The organism is Rhodococcus sp. ARC_M5 (genome assembly GCF_022810405.1).
GTDB lineage: Bacteria > Actinomycetota > Actinomycetes > Mycobacteriales > Mycobacteriaceae > Rhodococcoides > Rhodococcoides navarretei.
In genome coordinates this window covers 168,233-188,349 of the sequence record NZ_JALGQE010000007.1, presented here as the reverse complement: position 1 = coordinate 188,349, position 20,117 = coordinate 168,233, and the positions used below count along the sequence as shown (strand labels likewise).

The 20,117-nt window shown below is 64.9% G+C and carries 18 protein-coding genes and 1 tRNA gene; 11 read left to right on the top strand and 8 right to left on the bottom strand.

The window, feature by feature from the left end:
- Positions 1-13 precede the first annotated feature (13 nt).
- Together MTX34_RS13430 and MTX34_RS13425 are read right to left on the bottom strand one after the other, a co-directional pair.
- Entirely contained in the window at positions 14-2,059 is a 2,046-nt protein-coding gene (locus MTX34_RS13430) for a 2,4-dienoyl-CoA reductase FMN-binding domain-containing protein (protein WP_243594107.1), read from the bottom strand.
- On the bottom strand, positions 2,056-2,583 hold the full coding sequence (locus tag MTX34_RS13425) for a PadR family transcriptional regulator (RefSeq protein WP_243594106.1): 528 nt from the start codon (positions 2,581-2,583) through the stop codon (positions 2,056-2,058). The genes MTX34_RS13430 and MTX34_RS13425 overlap by 4 nt, the downstream gene beginning before the upstream one ends.
- An 83-nt stretch (positions 2,584-2,666) precedes the next feature.
- On the opposite strand from MTX34_RS13425, the gene MTX34_RS13420 reads away from it, so the two are divergent.
- Entirely contained in the window at positions 2,667-3,989 is a 1,323-nt protein-coding gene (locus tag MTX34_RS13420) for an MFS transporter (RefSeq protein WP_243594105.1), read from the top strand.
- Here the strand turns inward: MTX34_RS13420 and MTX34_RS13415 are convergent.
- Both MTX34_RS13415 and MTX34_RS13410 read right to left on the bottom strand, forming a co-directional pair.
- Positions 3,986-4,804: an alpha/beta fold hydrolase gene (locus MTX34_RS13415; RefSeq protein ID WP_243594104.1), complete on the bottom strand. Its 819-nt coding sequence runs from the start codon at positions 4,802-4,804 to the stop codon at positions 3,986-3,988. The two genes, MTX34_RS13420 and MTX34_RS13415, sit on opposite strands and share 4 nt — an antisense overlap.
- A gap of 35 nt (positions 4,805-4,839) precedes the next feature.
- The gene (locus MTX34_RS13410; protein WP_243594103.1) at positions 4,840-5,490 is read right to left on the bottom strand and encodes a TetR family transcriptional regulator; all 651 of its coding nucleotides are present in this window, start codon (positions 5,488-5,490) and stop codon (positions 4,840-4,842) included.
- A 171-nt stretch (positions 5,491-5,661) separates the two neighbouring features.
- On the opposite strand from MTX34_RS13410, the gene MTX34_RS13405 reads away from it, so the two are divergent.
- The 3 genes from MTX34_RS13405 (at position 5,662) to MTX34_RS13395 (ending at position 8,279) form a co-directional block, all read left to right on the top strand.
- On the top strand, positions 5,662-6,774 hold the full coding sequence (locus MTX34_RS13405; RefSeq protein WP_243594102.1) for a ferredoxin reductase: 1,113 nt from the start codon (positions 5,662-5,664) through the stop codon (positions 6,772-6,774).
- Between the two features lie 63 nt (positions 6,775-6,837).
- Positions 6,838-8,022 (top strand): acyl-CoA desaturase, encoded by a 1,185-nt coding sequence (locus tag MTX34_RS13400; protein ID WP_243594101.1) that lies wholly within the window; start codon positions 6,838-6,840, stop codon positions 8,020-8,022.
- A gap of 23 nt (positions 8,023-8,045) precedes the next feature.
- Positions 8,046-8,279 carry a hypothetical protein gene (locus MTX34_RS13395; protein WP_094612967.1) on the top strand — a complete coding sequence of 78 codons (234 nt, stop codon included), beginning with the start codon at positions 8,046-8,048 and terminating at the stop codon, positions 8,277-8,279.
- Positions 8,280-8,367: 88 nt separating this feature from the next.
- On the opposite strand, the gene MTX34_RS13390 is transcribed toward MTX34_RS13395, so the two are convergent.
- The 3 genes from MTX34_RS13390 to MTX34_RS13380 all read right to left on the bottom strand — a co-directional run bounded on the left by MTX34_RS13390 (position 8,368) and on the right by MTX34_RS13380 (position 10,777).
- On the bottom strand, positions 8,368-9,495 hold the full coding sequence (locus MTX34_RS13390; protein ID WP_243594100.1) for a class I SAM-dependent methyltransferase: 1,128 nt from the start codon (positions 9,493-9,495) through the stop codon (positions 8,368-8,370).
- Positions 9,492-10,634 carry a N(5)-(carboxyethyl)ornithine synthase gene (locus tag MTX34_RS13385; protein WP_243594099.1) on the bottom strand — a complete coding sequence of 381 codons (1,143 nt, stop codon included), beginning with the start codon at positions 10,632-10,634 and terminating at the stop codon, positions 9,492-9,494. The genes MTX34_RS13390 and MTX34_RS13385 overlap by 4 nt, the downstream gene beginning before the upstream one ends.
- Before the next feature lie 70 nt (positions 10,635-10,704).
- A tRNA-Arg gene (locus MTX34_RS13380) sits at positions 10,705-10,777 on the bottom strand.
- Positions 10,778-10,921: 144 nt separating this feature from the next.
- Here MTX34_RS13380 and MTX34_RS13375 point away from each other — a divergent pair.
- Both MTX34_RS13375 and MTX34_RS13370 read left to right on the top strand, forming a co-directional pair.
- A complete protein-coding gene (locus MTX34_RS13375) occupies positions 10,922-12,079 on the top strand; it encodes an XdhC family protein (RefSeq protein ID WP_243594098.1) in 1,158 nt (385 codons plus the stop codon).
- Between the two features lie 44 nt (positions 12,080-12,123).
- Entirely contained in the window at positions 12,124-14,202 is a 2,079-nt protein-coding gene (locus tag MTX34_RS13370; protein ID WP_243609738.1) for a cytochrome c oxidase assembly protein, read from the top strand.
- A 12-nt stretch (positions 14,203-14,214) separates the two neighbouring features.
- On the opposite strand, the gene MTX34_RS13365 is transcribed toward MTX34_RS13370, so the two are convergent.
- A complete protein-coding gene (locus MTX34_RS13365; RefSeq protein WP_243594096.1) occupies positions 14,215-14,640 on the bottom strand; it encodes a MarR family winged helix-turn-helix transcriptional regulator in 426 nt (141 codons plus the stop codon).
- Positions 14,641-14,723: 83 nt separating this feature from the next.
- On the opposite strand from MTX34_RS13365, the gene MTX34_RS13360 reads away from it, so the two are divergent.
- The 5 genes from MTX34_RS13360 (at position 14,724) to MTX34_RS13340 (ending at position 20,061) form a co-directional block, all read left to right on the top strand.
- The gene (locus tag MTX34_RS13360) at positions 14,724-16,520 is read left to right on the top strand and encodes an ABC transporter ATP-binding protein (RefSeq protein ID WP_243594095.1); all 1,797 of its coding nucleotides are present in this window, start codon (positions 14,724-14,726) and stop codon (positions 16,518-16,520) included.
- A 10-nt stretch (positions 16,521-16,530) separates the two neighbouring features.
- Entirely contained in the window at positions 16,531-17,172 is a 642-nt protein-coding gene (locus tag MTX34_RS13355; RefSeq protein WP_243609737.1) for a YigZ family protein, read from the top strand.
- A gap of 165 nt (positions 17,173-17,337) precedes the next feature.
- Complete coding sequence (locus MTX34_RS13350) at positions 17,338-17,811, top strand: single-stranded DNA-binding protein (RefSeq protein ID WP_243609736.1); 474 nt, start codon at positions 17,338-17,340, stop codon at positions 17,809-17,811.
- 116 nt (positions 17,812-17,927) lie between these two features.
- The gene (gene ettA, locus MTX34_RS13345; RefSeq protein WP_032402531.1) at positions 17,928-19,607 is read left to right on the top strand and encodes an energy-dependent translational throttle protein EttA; all 1,680 of its coding nucleotides are present in this window, start codon (positions 17,928-17,930) and stop codon (positions 19,605-19,607) included.
- A gap of 1 nt (position 19,608) precedes the next feature.
- Positions 19,609-20,061: a thioesterase family protein gene (locus MTX34_RS13340; RefSeq protein ID WP_243609735.1), complete on the top strand. Its 453-nt coding sequence runs from the start codon at positions 19,609-19,611 to the stop codon at positions 20,059-20,061.
- The last annotated feature ends 56 nt before the right edge of the window (positions 20,062-20,117 follow it).

The following is a 20,117-nucleotide window of genomic DNA, read 5'->3' as shown; positions in this document are numbered from 1 at the left end:
GCTAGCGGACAGATCAGATCGTGGCCGCGAGCCGGGTGCCTTGCTCGATCGCCCGTTTGGCGTCCAACTCGGCCGCGACGTCTGCACCGCCGATGATGTGCGTGGTGGTACCCGCGGCCTTCAGATCGTCGACCAGGTCGCGGACCGATTCCTGGCCCGCACAGATCACGATGGTGTCGACCTCGAGCAGACGCGGACGTTCGCGCTTCTCCCCGAAGGAGATGTGCAACCCTGCGTCATCGATCTTCTCGTAGTTCACGCCCGAAAGCTGATGCACACCTTTCGCTTTGAGGGCGGCACGATGCACCCACCCGGTTGTCTTCGCCAACCCTGCGCCGATGCGTCCGGCCTTTCGCTGCAGCAGATACACCTCCCGCGGGGACGGTGCCGGCACGGGAGTGGTCAACGCCCCGGGTGCGGCCTCGGGCTCGGTGACGCCCCACTCCTGCTTCCATTCCTTCAGATCCAACGTGGGGGAGGCGTCGGTGGTGAGGAACTCGGAGATATCGATACCGATACCGCCGGCACCGATGACCGCGACTCGATCGCCGACGGGCTTACCGTCGCGCACCAGCTCCGCGTACGACAGCACCGACGGGTGTTCGATGCCGGGAATGCTCGGAATCCGGGGAGTGACGCCGGTGGCCAGCACCACCTCGTCGAACTCGCCCGCAATCAGCTCTGCGGCGGTGACCCTGGTGTCGAGGTGCACCGCGACGTCCGCGCTACGAAGCGCGCTCGAGAAGTACCGGATCGTTTCGGCGAACTCCTCCTTGCCTGGGATCAACCGTGCGATACCGAACTGCCCGCCGATCTCGCTTCTCGCCTCGAACAGGCTCACGGCGTGTCCGCGCTCCGCGAGATTGAGTGCGGCGGCGAGGCCTGCGGGCCCGGCTCCGACGACCGCGACCTTCTTGGTCTTCTTCGTCGGCAGCAGCTGTAGATCGATCTCACGTCCGGCACGAGGATTGACCAGGCACGAGACCTTCTTGTGGACGAAGGCGTGGTCGAGGCAGGCCTGATTGCACGCGATGCAGGTGTTGATCCGGTCCGCCGAGTCGGTGGCCGCCTTCTCGACCCAGAACGGATCGGCCAGCATCGGCCTGGCCATCGCTATCAACTGCGCATCGCCGCGGGCGAGGATGTTCTCGGCGATCTCGGGCATGTTGATGCGATTGGACGCGGCGACGGGAATGGCCACGTGCTTCTCGAGCTTGCCGGTGATGTCCGCGAATGCTGCTCGCGGAACCGAGGTGACGATGGTCGGCACCCGCGACTCGTGCCAGCCGATGTCGGTGTTGATGATGTTCGCCCCCGCTGCCTCGACGTCCTGTGCCAGCGCGACGATGTCGTTCCAGCTCTGGCCTTCTTCTACGAGGTCGGCCATCGACAGCCGGAACACGACGATGAAGTCGGGGCCGACCGCTGCCCTCGTCTGTCGCACGATCTCCACGGCCATGCGCCGCCGGTTCTCCGCCGAACCGCCCCACTCGTCGCGTCGTTTGTTGGTGCGCTCGGAGAGGAACTGGTTGATGAAGTAGCCCTCGCCGCCCATGATTTCGACCCCGTCGTAGCCGGCGCTCTGCGCGAGCCGAGCACAACGTACGAAGTTGCGGATCTGCCAGCGGACGCCCCGCGATGTGAGTCGTCGAGGCCGAAAGGGGTTGATGGGGGCCTTGATCGAGGATGCCGACACACTGAACGGTTGATACGAGTAGCGGCCGGCGTGGAGGATCTGCAGCGCGATCTTGCCACCTTCCCGGTGCACGGCAGCCGTGATTCGTCGGTGCCGACGGGCTTCGATGCGATTGGTCAGCTTGGCTCCGAACGGCAACAGCCAACCGGTGCGATTGGGGGCATAGCCGCCGGTGATGATGAGGGCGACTCCGCCGCGGGCACGCTCGGCGAAGTAGGCCGCCAAGCGGCCGGTATCGCGGGCGCGGTCTTCGAGGCCGGTATGAATCGAGCCCATGATCACGCGGTTCTTCAGGTTTGTTGCGCCGACGTTCAACGGCGACAACAGAATCGGGTACGGGCCAACGGTCTGCTCGGTCTTCACAGCTTCTCCAATACCTCGGTGCACCACTCGGTGAATCCTTCTTCGACGCGAATTCCGCCACGCAGCACCAGGTATTGGTGCAACGCGGTGCCGGTGAGGGCAGCGGGGGCCGGAAAATCCTGCTTCTCGATCAATCGGTAGACGTCGAGGCGGGTGGCATGGACATCGCGGTGGCGGGCGACTTCGACCTTGAGAGCGTCGATGTCACCGTTGGCGGCACCGCGAATCTTGACGGCGAGTTCCTCGCGTAGCTGCGAGGGATCGGTCGGCGCGGCGATCCAGCGATCGAGCTCGGCGCGGCCCGCAGCGCTCACCGAATAGATCGTCTTGTCCGGCCGACCGTCCTGCACGACAGCCTCGCCGGTGATCCATCCGGCCCCGTCCATCCGCGTCAGCGTCCGATAGATCTGCTGGTGCGTCGCGCTCCAGAAGAATCCGATGGACTTGTCGAACCTGCGGGCGAGCTCGTATCCCGAGCCGCTGAGCTCGGTGAGGGAAACCAGAATCGCGTGTTCCAAAGCCACAATCGAGAGTATGTATGCAACGTGGTGACTATGCAACTAGGTGCACTGCACACGAGGGCAGCCGCGGTCTACTGTTGGCAACCATGGGAACCCAGCCGGAGGCCGCCGTCGTCGGAGTCGCCACAACGCGTAAGCAGGTCACCGCCTGGGGGTTCTGGGACTGGGGCTCGGCCGCGTTCAACGCCGTGATCCTCACGTTCGTGTTCTCGGTGTATCTCACCGACGCCGTCGGCGACGACCTGCCCGGTTCGATCTCGGCCACGACCTGGTTCAGCTGGACGATTGCCGTGTCCAGCGTCGTCATCGCGCTCCTCGCACCGGTCTGCGGGCAGTATTTCGATGCGCGCGGCAAACGCAAGTGGCTGCTCGGGGTGTTGACCGCGCTGACGGTCGTCGCCATGGCCGGCCTGTTCTTCGTCCGAGACGACTACCACTATCTGTGGTTGGGTCTGCTGCTGCTCGGTCTCGGATCCATCATGTTCGAGCTGGCCAGCATCCCGTACAACTCGATGCTGCGGCAGGTCTCCACTCCGGCGAACATCGGACGAGTATCCGGGTTCGGTTGGGCCATGGGCTATTTCGGCGGAATCGTACTGCTGCTGCTGTGCTATGTCGGATTCATAGTCGGCGACGGTGACACCCGAGGTGTTCTGGGCCTGAGCACCGACGGCGGCCTGAACATCAGGCTCGTGGCGCTGCTCGCGGCCGTGTGGTTCGCCGTCTCGGCCATTCCAGTGCTGCTTGCTGTTCCCGAAGTACCACGAGCCGTCGCCGATCCCAAGGCTGCCGAGGCAGGCTTCGCGGAGTCCTATCGCGTTCTCTTTCGCGATGTACGCGAGTTGTGGAGCGCGGACCGCCGCGCCGTCCACTACCTGATAGCCAGTGCATTGTTCCGCGACGGCCTGGCGGGTGTGTTCACCTTCGGAGCGGTACTCGCCGTCAGCGTCTACGGCATCGGTGCGGGCGACGTCCTGCTGTTCGGCGTCGCCGCCAACGTCATCGCCGGCCTCGGGGCCATCGTCGCCGGACGGTTCGACGACAGAATCGGGCCGAAGAAGGTCATCGTCTTCTCGCTCACGTCCATGATCGCCGCCGGGACCGTGCTGCTGTTCGTGTCGGGACCGACGATGTTCTGGATCTTCGGGCTGATCCTGTGCCTGTTCGTCGGACCTGCCCAGTCCTCCGCGCGTACGTTCCTCGCCCGGCTCGCTCCACCCGGACGAGAAGGTCAGTTCTTCGGATTGTTCGCGACGACGGGTCGGGCGGCATCGTTTCTCGCGCCGTCGCTGTTCGGTCTGTTCGTGTGGCTGTTCGACGCCGACCGCGCGGGTATCGCCGGGTTGATCATCGTCCTTGCGGCCGGGCTGCTGGCGCTGCTGAAGGTGCGGGCACCACAACAGGTCTAGACGGACTCGATTCGGGCCAGAATCTCGGCGGTCAGTTCCCCTGGTGCTTCCTCAGGGATCCAGTGCGAAATGCCGTCGAGTTCGACGAATCGGTACGGCGCGTCGACGAACTCGACGCAGCGCTCCGCTCCCGCTCGACCGATAGCGGTGTCGCCATTGCTCCAGACGTAGGTGGTGGGAACCGTCACCGACGGCAGGTTCGCGAACTCCTTGGTCATCGCTGCGTACCAACTCGATGCGGCCGTCAGCGCCCCGGGCACGACGAGATGCCGAACGTATTCGTCGTCGAGGCTTTCGGCACCGAACATGGCGCGCAACCGCTGTGCGCCGTTCTCGGTCAGTACTCGCTCGGCCTTCTCGGGTTCGCGAAGCAAGCCGAAGTACTGCGACCGCTGTTGCTGATCCGGGTCTTCGCGAATGGCCCAGTTGAACGCCGCAGAGTGCGGAACCGATGCGGCAGTGAGGCTTCGCACGCGGTCGGGATGCTCGGCGGCGACATGCCAAGCGACCACAGCGCCCCAGTCGTGACCCACCAGGTGCGCCGAGGTCAGGTCGAAGGCGTCGAGCAGACCGAGGACGTCCTCGGTGAGACGCTCGATGCGGTAGTGCTCGACGCCGACCGGGCGGGCACCGGGGGAGTAGCCCCGCTGGTTGGGGGCCAGGACGCGGCAGCCCGCGGCCGTCAATCCGGGGGTCACCCGCGACCACGACGCGTTGGTCTGTGGAAAGCCGTGCAGCGCAACGACGGGAATACCGTCCGGCGGTCCCGACATCGCAACCTCGAACACGTACTCGCCGACACTTACCTCGGTCATGAATATCCCTTCGCGGCCGTCTCGTTCTCGAACGGTCAAGCCCGTCGTGGTTCCCAACGGCTCATCCCGAGCATGATCATGCGGATCTGCTTCTCGGTTCGGTCGATCAGATCCTTCTCGTTCTGACTACCCGGTCTGTCTATTTCCAACAGACCGACCACGGCGGTGAGCATCGTCGAGACGAGCAGATCGGCGGTCATCTCGAGGTCGGCGACGTCCCACTGCTCGAGGCCGGGCATACGGGAGAGGTCGATGGTCAGTTCGCTGACGAACAGTCGTAGCTCGGTGGCGAAGGCGCGGCGCACTTCGGTGACGCCGCCGTACCGTTCGCGGCTGAGAAATCGAAACTGTTCTTCGTGGGAACGAACCTGGCGAACCAGGATGCCGAAGGACTCCGTGGCCGTCCTGGCGCTCGGGGTGCGTCGGGCGTCGCGCAGCATCTGTCGCAGCATGCGCATGCTGTCCTCGACGAGAGCGACGCCGAGGTCCTCCATGGACGCGAAGTGGCGGTAGAACGCCGTGGGGACGATGCCGGCGGATCGGGCGACCTCGCGCAGGCTGACGCTGGCGAACGAACGCTCACGCAGCAGATCGAGGGTGCCCTCGATCAAGGCCTGACGCGTGCGCTCCTTGCGCTCGGCGCGGGTCCCCGGTTCTGTCACGACGTCCAGTTTATGGGCGCGCATTCTGTGATCCCCCTTCCGGTTCCTTCCCCGTCACCGGTGAACTGTCGTTCGGGTCTGTAATGGCCGTCACATAAACGTTGACAGGTACCGGTGTCGCTCTGTCACACTCATGTTAGTGCACAATCGTTCACTGAATGGGTCGTAGGTTTCGATCCGGTTAGGGAGGATGGAATGACGCTTCAAGAACGGTCGTCGCGGACCTCGGGTTCGCGCAAGTTCTCGCTTCTTTCCCTGTTCGAGGCCATGGCCACACCCCATGCGCTGGATCGCTACCTCGAACTCGTCGACCCCATGACGACCGTTCGAGACCTGCGCGGCGAAGTGACCGAGATACACCGGTCCACCGAAGACTCGTTGACCCTCACCATCCGTCCCACGCGCCAGTGGAAGGGCTTCGAGGCCGGGCAATTCGTTCAGGTCGGAGTCGTCATCGACGGCGTTCGCCACACCCGCTGCTACTCGCCGGCCTGTTCGCAGTACCGCAACGACGGCCGGATCGAACTGACGATCAAGGCGCATCCCGAGGGATTGGTGTCGCAGTACCTGCACAAGAACGCACACGTCGGACTGGTGGTGAGCCTTTCGCAGGCCGACGGTACGTTCGAGCTTCCCCGACCACGCCCGGCAAAGACGTTGCTGATCAGCGGTGGCAGCGGCATCACGCCGGTGCTGTCCATGCTCAGGTCGCTGCTGGACGAGGGGTACAGCAGCGACCTGACCTTCCTGCACTACGCGTTCACCGAGAACGACGTGGCGTACAAGAAGGATCTCGAGAAGATCGCCGCCGAGCACGAGAACGTGAACATCGTCTTCGCCTACACGGAGCAGAAGACCGGCGGCGACCTGTACGGGTTCTTCGGCCAGGAACATCTCGATGCGGTTGCCCCGTGGTTCGCCGAGGCCGACACCTTCCTGTGCGGACCTCCCGGACTGATGAAGGGCGTGACGTCCTTCTTCGACGACGCAGGCCTGGGCGAGCGGCTGCACCTCGAGGAATTCACGCCCTCGTTCGCCACCGTCAGCGACGACGTCACCGGAACCACCACGTTCTCGGGCAGCGATGTGTCCTCGGAGAACGACGGCGAGACGCTGCTAGAGCAGGCCGAGGCAGCGGGACTCTCCCCGGCCAACGGCTGCCGAATGGGTATCTGCTTCACCTGCACCTCGGTGAAGAAGTCCGGCTGCACCAAGAACATCAAGACCGGTGAGACCGACACCGAATCCGACAAGAAGATCCAGCTCTGCGTGTCCGTCGCAGTCGGCGACGTCGACATCGACATCTAGATCCTTCCGCGAACACCGATAGCCCCAGACCCATCTCGACCCGATCGAATTGGAGATGATCAGATGCTCGGAACGATTCTCTCGATCCTGCCCACCACCGTCCTGCCCTTCCGTCGCAACGAGACCGTGCCGGACGAGCCGACAGTGCTGACCTTCGAGCAGGTCGAAGAACTCGGCCGCGAACTCGACGACCTGCGTGCCCGCACCGTCGCCAAGCTCGGCGACGAGGACCGCGAGTACATCTACAAGATCATCAAGGCCCAGCGCGGCCTCGAGATCACCGGACGCGCGTTGATGTACCTGCCGTTCCTCCCGCCGGCGTGGCTGGCCGGTGTCGGTGCTCTCGGCGTGGCGAAGATCCTCGACAACATGGAGATCGGCCACAACGTCATGCACGGCCAGTACGACTGGATGCGTGAGCCAGGCCTCAACTCCGAGGTGTTCGAGTGGGACACCGTCTGCCCGGCAGATCAGTGGAAGCACTCGCACAACTACATGCACCACACCTTCACCAACATCGTCGGCATGGACCGCGACATCGGCTACGGCATTCTGCGCATGGACCAGGACCAGAAGTGGAACCCGTACTACCTCGGCAACCCGGTCTACGCCTTCCTGCTGATGACGTTCTTCGAGTGGGGCGTCATGCTGCACGACCTCGAGACCGAGAACATAGTTCAAGGTAAGCGCAAGTGGCACGACGTCAAGCCGCTGCTGCAGGGTATGTGGCGCAAGGCGGGCAAGCAGGCGCTCAAGGACTACGTGATCTTCCCGGCGCTGACCGGCCCGTTCTTCGTCTCCACCGTGGTCGGCAACGTTGCGGCGAACCTCATCCGCAACGTGTGGACCTACTCGATCATCTTCTGTGGCCACTTCCCGACCGGAGTCCAGACCTTCAGCCAAGAAGAGACCGCCGAGGAGACCCGCGGCGAGTGGTACGTGCGTCAGATGCTGGGATCGGCCAACATCGAGGGCACCCCGCTTTTCCACATCATGTCGGGCAACCTCTCGCACCAGATCGAGCACCACCTGTTCCCCGATCTGCCTGCGCATCGTTACCCGCAGATCGCGCCCGAGGTCAAGGCCCTGTGCGAGAAGTACGACCTGCCCTACAACACGGGCGGCTTCTTCCACCAGATCGGCACCGTGTGGGGCAAGATCTTCAAGCTCGCGCTGCCCAACTCGCTCACGGGATCGGCGGCTCCGGCCGGTGTTATCGTCGAGCGTAAGAAGACCAGCGCAGCGTGACGACTTCGAAGGGGGCGGTCCTGTTGGTAGGAAAGTTCGAGCGCAACAAGGACACGGTGCAGGAATTCACCGAATCTGCCGCGGAGCACGTCGGCCGGATAGTGGTGATCATCGCCGGAGCCGTTCGCGATGTCACTCGTGAGATCGGTGACCTGATCACCGACGGCATCGAGATGCGTGAGGCGGCGAAGAAGGCGGAGCGTGACGCACCGCTGGGAACCGTGATCAACGGAGAGTTCGAGACCCGCGAACGGTAGAGCAGTACCCGATCGACCTGCAGCATCGGATCCACACAGCGCCGCCCGAGCATCGCTCGGGCGGCGCTGTCGTGTGTGTTACCCGCGGTCAGCGCGCGCGTAGCCGCCACAACGACGTGGTTTCGCGTGAGCGTGCCTCGTGCAGCACATCGGTGCTGTCGGTGACGCGCGAATGCGTCGGTGTGGTGTCGGTGCGGCCGACGACGGCCAGGCCCGCAGCGTCGATGGCAGTGAGAAGATCTGCGCGAGTGACCAATTCGAGCAGCTCGGCGAGGTCGGAGACCACCAGCCATGCCTCACCGTTCGGTGCCAGATGCCCGCGGAGTCGGCTGAGGAAGGACTTGAGCATTCGTGAGCCGGGGTCGTAGACCGCGTGCTCGATGCCCGACGTCGGTTTCGTGGGGATCCACGGCGGATTGCACACGATCAGTCCCGCGCGTCCGGGCGGGAAGATGTCGGCCTGCACCACCTCGACCCGATCGGCATACCCGAGGGCCTCGATGTTGGCACGTGCGCACGCGACCGACCGTGGATCCTTGTCGGTGGCGACCACCGAGGCCACACCGCGGCGGGCGAGTACTGCAGCCAGCACGCCCGAGCCGGTGCCGATGTCGAACGCTCGGTCCGTGACCGGTAGTGGTGCGTCGGCGACGAGTCGAACATATTCGCCCCGGACGGGGGAGAAGACTCCGTAGTGCGGGTGGATCGAGGCGTCGAGCGCCGGCACGATGACGCCCGTGCGTCGCCATTCGTGTGCACCGACCATGCCGAGCAGCTCGCGAAGCGAAAGCACGCACGGCGCGGCGTCCGGTCCGAGCGCCTCGGTGACGGCCGCCTTGACGTCCGGTGCCCGGCCCAGGCCGAGGCGGACGTCCGAATCGAGTTCCACCAGAAGCATTCCCAGCACTCGCGCGCGTCGCGCTTGGTGCTGGCGGTGCAGATGGAACCGCTCGGCCGGCGTCGCGTCCGGGATGTGTTTGGCGGCCGGTACCCGTCGGGTCATCGCCGACAACAGTTGGCGCGCATTGTTGTAATCACCACGCCAGAGCAGGGCCTCACCGATCGTGGCCATCTTGTACGCCACATCCGCCGTCGTCGAATCGTTCACGATCCGCACCACACGGGGCGGGGGAGCGCCGTTCTCCGACTGCCAGCGCGATGTTCGGTCGCTACCGTCCTCGGTCCATGCGATGCTCGATGCTGCGTTCTCGGTCATGCTGCTGTGTGCGGGTACTCCGCACTGCGGTGTTGGAACGCAAGGATATTGGGGTTCACGATGACGCCGTTCCTGATCTCGATCGATCGCTCGATGGTGGCGTCACTGCTCCAGGCCGTCGGTCCGTCGAGGACCGTTCGCAGATACGGCAGCAACGATTCGCTGATCTCCCAGGTGGCCGAGTTCCACAGATAGGACGGGCTGTGGTCGACGGCGTAGTACTTGATGTTGTCACCGACGGTGAACATGGGATCGGTGAACGAGGTGGGCCTGGCCCATTCGAAGCCCATTCCCTCGTCGCAGGAGACGTCGACCACGAGTGTGCCCGGTGCGAGAGTGGGCAGATCCTGATTCGTCAGGAATGTCAGCGGCGCATTGGTGTCCTGCAGAACACAATTGACGATCACGTCGTGATCAGCGAGGAACTGTGACAGAGGTACGCGTCCCTCGGGCGTCAGAGCTCGGCTCTGCCTGGGATCGGCGTCGTCGAGATCGAAATTCACGATGTTGGCCGAGTGAATGGGCGAACTCACGGCCGTCACGCCACGTTGCGTCAAGACATCGACGTCGTGGATTCCGTGCGCGTTCAGTGCCGTGACCGCGCCGCGGGCCGTGGCCCCGAAGCCGATGACCGCCGCACGCAATCTGCGACCGTAGTCGCCGGTGGATCCGATCAATTGCAGGGCGTGCAGCACCGAGCAGTAGCCGGCCAGTTCGTTGTTCTTGTGGAACACATGGAGATTGAACCAGCCGTCGGGCGTCCAGTGATTCATGGCCTCGAAGGCGATCAGTGTCAGCTTGCGTTCGACGGCGATCTGGGTGAGAGCCCGGTCCTGGACGCAGTGCGGCCAACCCCACAGTGTCTGCCCGGGACGCAGTGCGGCGAGATCCTCGGCCTGCGGTTTCGGCAGCAGAATCACATCGCATCGGGCGATGAGTTCGGAACGGGTGCGAATTCCTGCCACCTGCGCGGCCAAATGCTCGTCGGAGATGCCGAACGGCTCTCCGTAGCCGGATTCGAGAAACATGCGGGCTCGGATGTCGGCGTCGATGCGATCGAGATGAAGTGGATGAATCGGAAGTCGACGCTCATTCGGCTTGCGTGAACGTGAGAGGACTCCGAGAGTGAGCTGTTGCACGTATGACCCTTCGTTACCCGAAGTCAACCACAGTGGGCCGAAGCGTCTTGCGTTTGTGCTGGTCAAAGGGTGCCCCCGGCAGGATTCGAACCTGCGACCAAGGGATTAGAAGGCCCTTGCTCTATCCCCTGAGCTACGGAGGCTGGCGCGTGCGGGCGGACCCGCTCGAGCACGGTTGACGAGTGTACCTTTACGCCGGTGCCGTCGATGCAGGCATGGGTTGAGCTGGCATTCTGAGAAGAGCCCGCGTTCTCGGAATCGCTGCGACCTGGGCCGAAGGAGGTTCGATGCACGACATCCTGGACGACGTACTGCACGTCTGGCAGTCCGGCGACGTGGCTGCGGTTGCCACGGTGATCCGCACGTTCGACTCCGCGCCGCGTCCCGTCGGCGCGTCGATGGTCGTCGGTTCGGACGGTGCCGTGTCCGGCTCGGTCTCGGGCGGCTGTGTGGAGGGTGCGGTCTACGAACTCGCGCAGGACGTGCTGGTGTCCGGTGCGCCGGTACTCACTCGATACGGGATATCCGACGACGATGCCTTTGCCGTCGGGCTCACCTGCGGCGGAACCCTGGACGTATTCGTGCAGGGGATCTCTCGGCGCACGTTTCCCGAATTGGGTGCTCTCGTCGCGGACGTTCGCGGCAACGTGCCCGTGGCGGTGGCGACGGTGGTCGCGCACGCCGATCCGGAACGGCTCGGCCGAAGAATTCTCGTCGGAGAAACGGGTGTCCGGGGCTCGCTCGGCAGCGCGCGTGCCGACGATGCCGTCGCCGACGACGCGAAAGGGCTTCTTGCATCAGGTCGTTCGGCCGTGCTGACCTACGGACCGGACGGGCAGCGTCGGGGCGAGGGGATGGACGTGTTCGTCTCGAGCCACGCTCCGCCGCCGCGGATGCTCGTGTTCGGAGCCATCGATTTCGCTGCCGCGGTCGCGCAGCAGGGTGCCTTTCTCGGCTACCGCGTCACCGTCTGCGATGCGCGTGCCGTCTTCGCCACCCCGCAGCGTTTTCCCGCCGCCGAGGAGGTCGTGGTCGCGTGGCCGCACGACTATCTGTCCGAGCAGTTCGAGGCGGGGGAGGTGGACGAACGCACCGTCGTGTGTGTACTGACGCACGACCCGAAATTCGACGTGCCACTGCTCGAGGTGGCGTTGCGCATTCCGAACCTGGCGTTCGTCGGGGCGATGGGATCACGCCGCACCCACGACGACCGCACAGCTCGATTGCGAGCGGCGGGGCTGACGGAGAGCGAACTCACTCGGCTGGCGAGTCCGATCGGGCTCGACCTCGGTGCTCGGACGCCTCAGGAGACGGCGGTATCGATCGCAGCGGAGATCATCGCCCACCGCTGGGGCGGTACCGGCGAACCGCTGCGTGCTCGCCACGGTCGTATCCACCACGACGCCGCCGAGGCCGAACGTGCGGGCAAGTACGACGCTGTGTAGGACTCGCGTTTCGAGTACCGCCGAGAACCTCTTACTCTGGTGGTATGGCAACACCGGATCTCGAGAAGACCCAACCCTCGACCGCCGAACTCCGGGCGGACGATGTCCGGACGGACGATGGTTCGACAGACGGGGATCCGCGTTCGGCCACGACGACGGTATTCGTCACCGCAGGCGTTATCGCCGGCGTGGTCGCCGCCCTCATCGTGATGCTCTCGGCCTCCGACGCGCTGGTGTTGTTGGGGATTCCGGATCCGGGCCCGGCCACCACCTACGGTCTGCCTGCTCTGCGGGCGATCGGCGAGATCGCTGCCGTCATCGCCATCGGATCGTTTCTGCTCGCTGCGTTCCTCGTGCCGCCGCAGAAGAACGGCGTGCTCGACGTCGACGGCTACCGCGCCGTGCGAACCGGCTCGGTCGCCTCGATCGTCTGGGCCGTCTGCGCGCTGCTCCTCGTACCGCTGACGCTGTCCGACACCTCGGGGCAGCCGTTCGCGGAAGCCATCAAGCCCGCGAATCTCTGGATCGCGCTCGACCAGGTGGAGATCGCCAGCGCATGGCGGTGGACGGCCATCATGGCCGTTGTGCTCGCCATCGCGTCGCGCACGGTGTTGCGGTGGGCGTGGACGCCCGCACTGCTCGGCCTCTCCCTGGCGACGCTGCTGCCGATCGCACTGAGCGGACACTCCTCGGCGGGCGGATCGCACGACGTCGCCACCAACAGCTTGATCCTGCACCTCGGGGCCGCGTCACTGTGGGCGGGCGGACTGTTCGCACTGCTGGCACACGTTCGTAGGCACGGCGCGCACGCGGATGTCGCGGCTCGCCGATTCTCCACCATCGCCGGCATCTGTTTCGTGGTGATGGGCATCAGCGGCGTCATCAACGCCCTGGTCCGGGTTTCGCTCGCCGACCTGTTCTCCACCACCTACGGCCTGCTCGTAGTCGCGAAGATCGTTGCGTTGATCGTGCTTGGCGGTTTCGGCTGGATGCAGCGTCGCCGCGCACTCCCTGCCCTGATCGCCGATCCTTCGGCCGGCGGGCCGCTGCTCCGGTTCGCCGGTGCCGAAGTACTGGTCCTGGCGGCGACCATCGGCCTGGCCGTCGGGCTCGGCCGCACACCTCCGCCGGCCGAGATCGACCCCAACCTCACGACCACGGAGGCGGCACTCGGGTACAACCTGAGCGGCCCGCCGACGTTTGCGCGGATGGCATTGGACTGGCGCTTCGATCTGATCTTCGGTACCGCCGCGATCGTCTTGGCCGTGGTGTATCTGATCGGCGTCCGCCGCCTGCGGCTCCGTGGCGACGCGTGGCCGGTGGGCCGCACCGTCGCCTGGGTCCTCGGCTGCCTCACCCTGCTGATCAGCACATCCTCGGGAATCGGGCGTTACTCCACCGCCGTGTTCAGCGTGCACATGACCGGGCACATGATGCTGTCGATGCTGGCACCCGTCCTTCTCGCTCTCGGTGGGGCGCTGACGCTGGCACTGCGGGTACTGCCCGCCGCGGGTAAGGACGGCGTGCCCGGAATGCGCGAATGGCTGTTGATCGGACTGCACAGCCGAATCTCGCAGTTCCTGACACATCCCCTCGTGGCCTCGCTGATCTTCGTCGGCGGATTCTATGTGCTGTACCTCGGCGGGATCTTCGGAGCGGTTCTGGACAGTCACGGCGCGCACCTGCTGATGAACCTGCACTTCGTGCTCAGCGGCTACCTGTTCTACTGGACCGTCATCGGCGTCGATCCGTCCCCGCGCAAGATCGCTCCCGTCACCAAGCTCGCCGTCGTATTCGGTTCGCTGCCGTTCCATGCCTTCTTCGGCGTGGCCCTGATGAGCATGAACACCGTCATGGGTGCCTGGTTCTACCGGACGCTCGGGCTGGACTGGAACTCCGATCTGCTCGGAGACCAGAAACTCGGCGGCGGTATCGCCTGGGCCACCGGCGAGATTCCGTTGGTGCTCGTCATGCTGGCGCTGCTGATCCAGTGGTCTCGCAGCGACGATCGGGATGCCAGGCGTGGTGACCGCGCCGCCGAGCGTGATCACGACGCCGACTTGGCCGCGCACAATGCGATGTTCGCCGAGCTGGCTCGACGCGATCGGACCGGCGAGCAGTAATCGGCTTTCGGTTCAGTCGGTCTCGACGATCTTGCTCAGCAGTCGGTTGAGCTCGACGCGTTCCGCCGGCTCGAGGCCGTCGAACATCTCCGAGGACACCTGACGGCGCGCGTCGTCGATTCTGTCCAACAGTGCACGGCCGGTGTCGGTCAGCTCCACCAGGACGGCGCGCCGATCGCTCGGGTCCTGCTGCCGCGTCACCAGGTGTGCCGCCTCGAGGGAGTCGACGATGTCGGTGGCAGATCGCGCGACGATGCGCAGATGCTCGGCGAGATCGCGTAGTCGTACGGACTCGGGCTCGCGCGCCAACACGTGCAGGGCTCGGCTCTGCGACGGATTGAGGCCGAACGGTTCCAACGCAGTCATGTGGCTGCGCCGGATCTGCCGGGCGACGGCCATGAACTGCTCGCTCAGGTTCGGCGAGTGTCCGGTTTCCATGCAAGGGATCATAGCCACGCTTGCTCGTTACCTCATAGTGAGGTAGCCTCTGCATATAACGTCAGCAATCACCGGAGGTCTACTTGGAAAGCCGACCCGAACGTTCTCTCCTCGCGGCCGATCCGGCACCCGTGCCCCGAGTCCTGGCTCTGTTCACGCCGTATCGGCGCAGGATCGCCATTGTCAGCGCGATCATTGTGGCCAGCGCGATCATCGCGCTCGCGTCCCCCTTGCTTCTCCGCGAACTCCTCGATCATGCGATACCCGACCGCGACGTCACACTCGTCAGCCTCATCGCACTCGGCATGATCGCAGTCGCAGTCGCCACCAACACTCTCGGCGTCGTACAGACCTGGATGTCCAATGGCGTCGGTCAACGACTCATGCACGGTCTACGCGTCCAGGTCTACTCGCACCTGCAACGCCAATCCCTCGGATTCTTCGCACGCACCCGCACCGGTGAGGTTCAATCACGCATCGCCAACGACATCGGCGGCATGCAATCGGTGGTCACCAACACCGCGACGTCCATCGCGCAGAACGCGACGACCGTCGCCGCAACGGTGGTCGCTCTCTTCCTGCTCGACTGGAAGCTCGCCACGTTCTCGTTGATCATCCTGCCGGTCTTCGTACGTGTCGCCCGCCGCATCGGCGACGAGCGCCGCAAGATCTCCATCAAGCGACAGAAGTTGCTCAGCGACCTGTCGGTGCAGATCGAGGAATCGCTCTCGGTCAGTGGCATTCTGCTGGGCAAGACCACCGGTTCCGCCCAGGCACTGACCGACAAGTTCGCCGACCGATCCCACGAGGTCGCCGGCGTCGAACTCGCGGCGATGATGGCCGGAAAGTGGCGCATGGCCACGATCCAGATCAGCTTCGCCGTCATGCCTGCCCTGGTGTACTGGTTCGCCGGTATCACCATCGGGCAGGGGAGCGCGCTGACGATCGGAACTCTCGTCGCGTTCACCGCTCTGCAGACCCAATTGTTCCGGCCCACGATGCAATTGCTCAACACCGGCGTCGAGGTGCAGGCCTCGCTCGCCCTGTTCGGCCGAGTGTTCGAGTACCTCGATCTGCCGATCGACGTGGCCGAGCCCACTCACCCGGTGGCGCTGCCCCGCGAGTCCGTCCGTGGAGACGTCGCCTTCCGTGCCGTGGATTTCACCTACACCGCAGCAACGGTCCCGACGCTGTGCGGCATCGACCTCGAAGTCCCGGCGGGGAGCACGCTGGCTCTCGTCGGCGCAACCGGCTCAGGTAAGACGACGCTGGGCTATCTCGTTGCGCGGCTGCATGATCCGACGGCCGGATCGGTCACCATCGACGGAATCGACCTGCGAGAGATGGCGTCGGATACCGTCGCCGACCTGGTCGGCGTCGTCTCCCAGGAGACGTACCTGTTCCACGCCACCATTCGAGAGAACCTGCGATTCGCCAAACCCGACGCCACCGACGAGGAGATTGTCGCGGCAGCCCGCACGGCACAGATCCACGACTTCATCGACGGACTCGACGACGGCTACGACACCATGGTCGGCGAACGCGGGTACCGCTTCTCGGGCGGTGAGAAGCAGCGCATCGCCATCGCCCGAACCGTGCTGCGCAACCCGCCGATTCTGGTGCTCGACGAAGCGACCAGCGCCCTCGACAATCGCACCGAACGCGCAGTGCAGACCGCGCTCGACGGACTGATGGCAGGGCGGACGACGATCCTGATCGCGCATCGACTGTCCACGGTGCGCTCCGCGGACCGCATCGCAGTACTCGACCACGGCGTCGTTCGCGAGGTCGGGAGCCACGAGTCTCTGCTGGAGAGCGACGGCATGTACGCCCAATTGGTCCGGGCCGCAGACGATATCGTGGACAGTGTGGCCGTATGAGAGTGACCGGGTGACCCCACTGCGCACCATCGCCGGCCGCGTCGAGTGCGAGACCGAGGTCAAGAAGTCTCGGTTCGTCGCCGTCGTCGATCGCGCGGCCACCGAAGCGGAGGCGCGGGCTGTGATCGCCGCAGCCCGCAAGGCCGATCCTGCTGCCGGACATCACTGTTCGGCGTTCATCGTGGATTCTGCAGCGGCCGACCCGAAAGAGCAGCGCATCGAACGCTCCAGCGACGACGGTGAACCGAGTGGCACGGCAGGCACACCGATGCTCGACGTGCTGCGCGGGCATCACCTGACCAACGTCGTTGCGGTCGTCAGCAGGTACTTCGGTGGAACCAAGCTGGGCACCGGAGGACTGGCCCGTGCCTACAGCGGCGCGGTGACCGAGGCAGTGTCCGGAGCGACGTTCCTGACCCGTGAGCGACGCGAGATCATGACGCTCGAACTCGACCACGCGGAGGTCGGTCGGGTGGAATCGGAATTGCGCGGGCACGGAGTTCTCGTGGTGGGCGCTTCGTACGGGGCGCGCGCGGTACTGACGGTCGCGGTGACCGACACCGATTCGACTGTGGCACTGGTCGCTTCGCTCACCTCGGGTCGCGTGATACCCGTGCTCGACGGCCACATGTACGCCGAGAATCCCGGCTAGCACACCTTCCCGACATTCTCGGGTCGCACGGGCCCATGTTCGGGCCGTTCATCCACAGGCCGGACGCTTGTCCACATTTCGCGAACTCGTTCACCACGGACGTCCTCTCCGTAGCAGTGTCGATCTCGATCGCAATCACGCGACACCGAACGAGGGGAAGCCACCATGTACGAAGCACAGTGCGCAGCTGTCGGAACGGTCATCACCAATCCCGTCAAGCGCTCCACACCCACCGGCGACGAGGTCCTCAGCTTCCGGATGGCCAGCAACGCCCGACGGCAGGATCGCAACACCGGCGAGTGGACCGACGGCGGAACTCTCTACCTGACGGTCACGTGCTGGCGTCGCCTGGTGAGGGGAGTCGGAGCGTCACTGATGAAGGGCGACCCGATCATCGCCTACGGACAGCTGCGGACCAACGAGTACACCAACCGTGACGGAATCGAACGCGCCGACCTCGAGATGCGGGCCAGCGCAGTCGGACCGGATCTCGCGCGGTGCAACGTCTCGATCCATCGGACCAAAACGGTGGCCGTCGACGCCGCGACGGACGGCGACCCGGGAGCGACCGAACCTGTCGTCGGGGATCAGGACCACGAGCGCATCGACGACGACGTGCGCGAGAGCGTCCCGGCCTGACGCGCTGCCGGTAGCCGCCGTCCGCGCTGCATCGGAACCTGCGATCGGGTGTGGACGGCGGCTGCGCGCGCGGGCGGTGGTGCCGGCGACCCGCTCGCACCGATAAGCTGGGTATCATGGCTGAATTCATTTACACCATGAAGAAGGTGCGCAAGGCGCACGGCGACAAAGTCATCCTCGACGACGTGACGATGAGCTTCTATCCGGGAGCGAAGATCGGCGTCGTCGGCCCCAACGGCGCCGGTAAGTCCAGCATCCTCAAGATCATGGCGGGAATCGATCAGCCCGGAAACGGTGAGGCGTTCCTCGCTCCCGGTGCCTCGGTCGGCATCCTCATGCAGGAACCCGTCCTCGACGACACCAAGACCGTTCGCGAGAACGTCGAGGACGGTCTCGGCGAGACGATGGTCCAGCTCAAGCGGTACAACGAGATCGCCGAGTTGATGGCCACCGACTACTCCGACGAGCTGATGGAAGAAATGGGCGAGCTGCAGGAAAAGCTCGACCACGCCGATGCCTGGGAGATCGACTCCCAACTCGAACAGGCGATGGACGCATTGCGCTGCCCGCCGCCCGAGTCGCCTGTCACCAACCTCTCCGGCGGTGAGAAGCGTCGTGTGGCGCTGTGCAAACTGCTGCTGAGCAAGCCGGACCTGCTGCTCCTCGACGAGCCGACCAACCACCTCGACGCCGAGAGTGTGCTCTGGCTCGAGCAGCACCTGGCCGCATACGCGGGCGCGATTCTCGCCGTCACTCACGACCGGTACTTCCTCGACCATGTCGCACAGTGGATCGCCGAGGTCGACCGCGGACACCTGTACCCGTACGAGGGCAACTACTCCACGTACCTGGAGAAGAAGGCCGAGCGTCTCGAAGTCTCGGGCAAGAAGGACCAGAAGCTGCAGAAGCGCCTCAAGGACGAGCTCGCCTGGGTTCGTTCCGGTGCCAAGGCGCGTCAGGCCAAGAGCAAGTCTCGTCTGGCTCGCTACGACGAGATGGTGGCCGAGGCGGAGAAGACCAGGAAGCTCGATTTCGACGAGATCCAGATCCCGAACCCACCGCGGCTCGGCGACGTCGTGGTGGAGGTCAAGAGCCTGGACAAGGGCTTCGACGGCCGCGTGCTGATCAAGGATCTCTCGTTCACGTTGCCCCGCAACGGCATCGTCGGCGTCATCGGTCCCAACGGCGTCGGCAAGACGACGCTGTTCAAGACCATCGTCGGCCTCGAGGAGCCGGACGGCGGCGAGGTCAAGATCGGCCAGACGGTCAAACTCAGCTACGTCGACCAGAACCGCTCGGGCATCGACTCGAAGAAGACGGTGTGGGAAACGGTCTCCGACGGGCTCGACTTCATCACCGTCGGCAGCTCCGAGTTCCCGTCCCGCGCGTACATCAGCTCGTTCGGGTTCAAGGGCCACGATCAGCAGAAGCCTGCCGGGGTCCTCTCCGGTGGTGAGCGGAACCGCCTGAACCTGGCGATGACACTCAAGCAGGGCGGCAACCTGATCCTGCTCGACGAACCGACCAACGACCTCGACGTCGAAACGCTCGGATCGCTGGAGAACGCGCTGGAGGAATTCCCCGGTTGCGCCGTGGTCATCTCGCACGATCGCTGGTTCCTGGACCGCACCTGCACGCACATTCTCGCGTGGGAAGGTGGCTTCGGCGACAACGAGGCCGCGTGGTACTGGTACGAGGGCAACTTCGAGGGCTACGAGGCCAACAAGGTCGAACGCCTCGGACCCGACGCGGCCCGTCCGCATCGCGTCACGCACCGAAAGTTGACCAGGGACTGACGTGTCGACGAAAACCTTCACCTGCACACTCCAGGTGCGGTGGGGAGATTCCGACCGTCTCGGCCACGTCAACAACACTCGCTTCGTCGAGTACCTCCAGGAAGGCCGCGTTCAGTTCCTGAACGCGGTCTTCGGGGGGCCGGGAGTGGAGCCTGCGGAACGACCATCTGGCTCCGGCGGAGCCGGTGTGCGTGGTGCAACAGTGGTGCGCAAGTTGACCACGGATTTCCTGCATCCGATCCTCGACGACTCGGGTCCACTGTCGATCGAGCTGTGGATCACCCGTGTCGGGACCACCTCGTACGGCGTCCGGCACGTGGTGACGGACCGGGACGGGACGGTCTGCGCCGAGGCCGAGGCACTGATGGTCGCGTTCGATCTCGCTACCTCGTCGTCTCGTCCACTGGATGAGCACGAGCGCGGCCTCCTCGGCGAGTACCTCCACGTCGAATGACGCATTCGACCGAATCTGACGCGCTGGGTCCGCGAGGTCACTGCGGTAACAGGGCG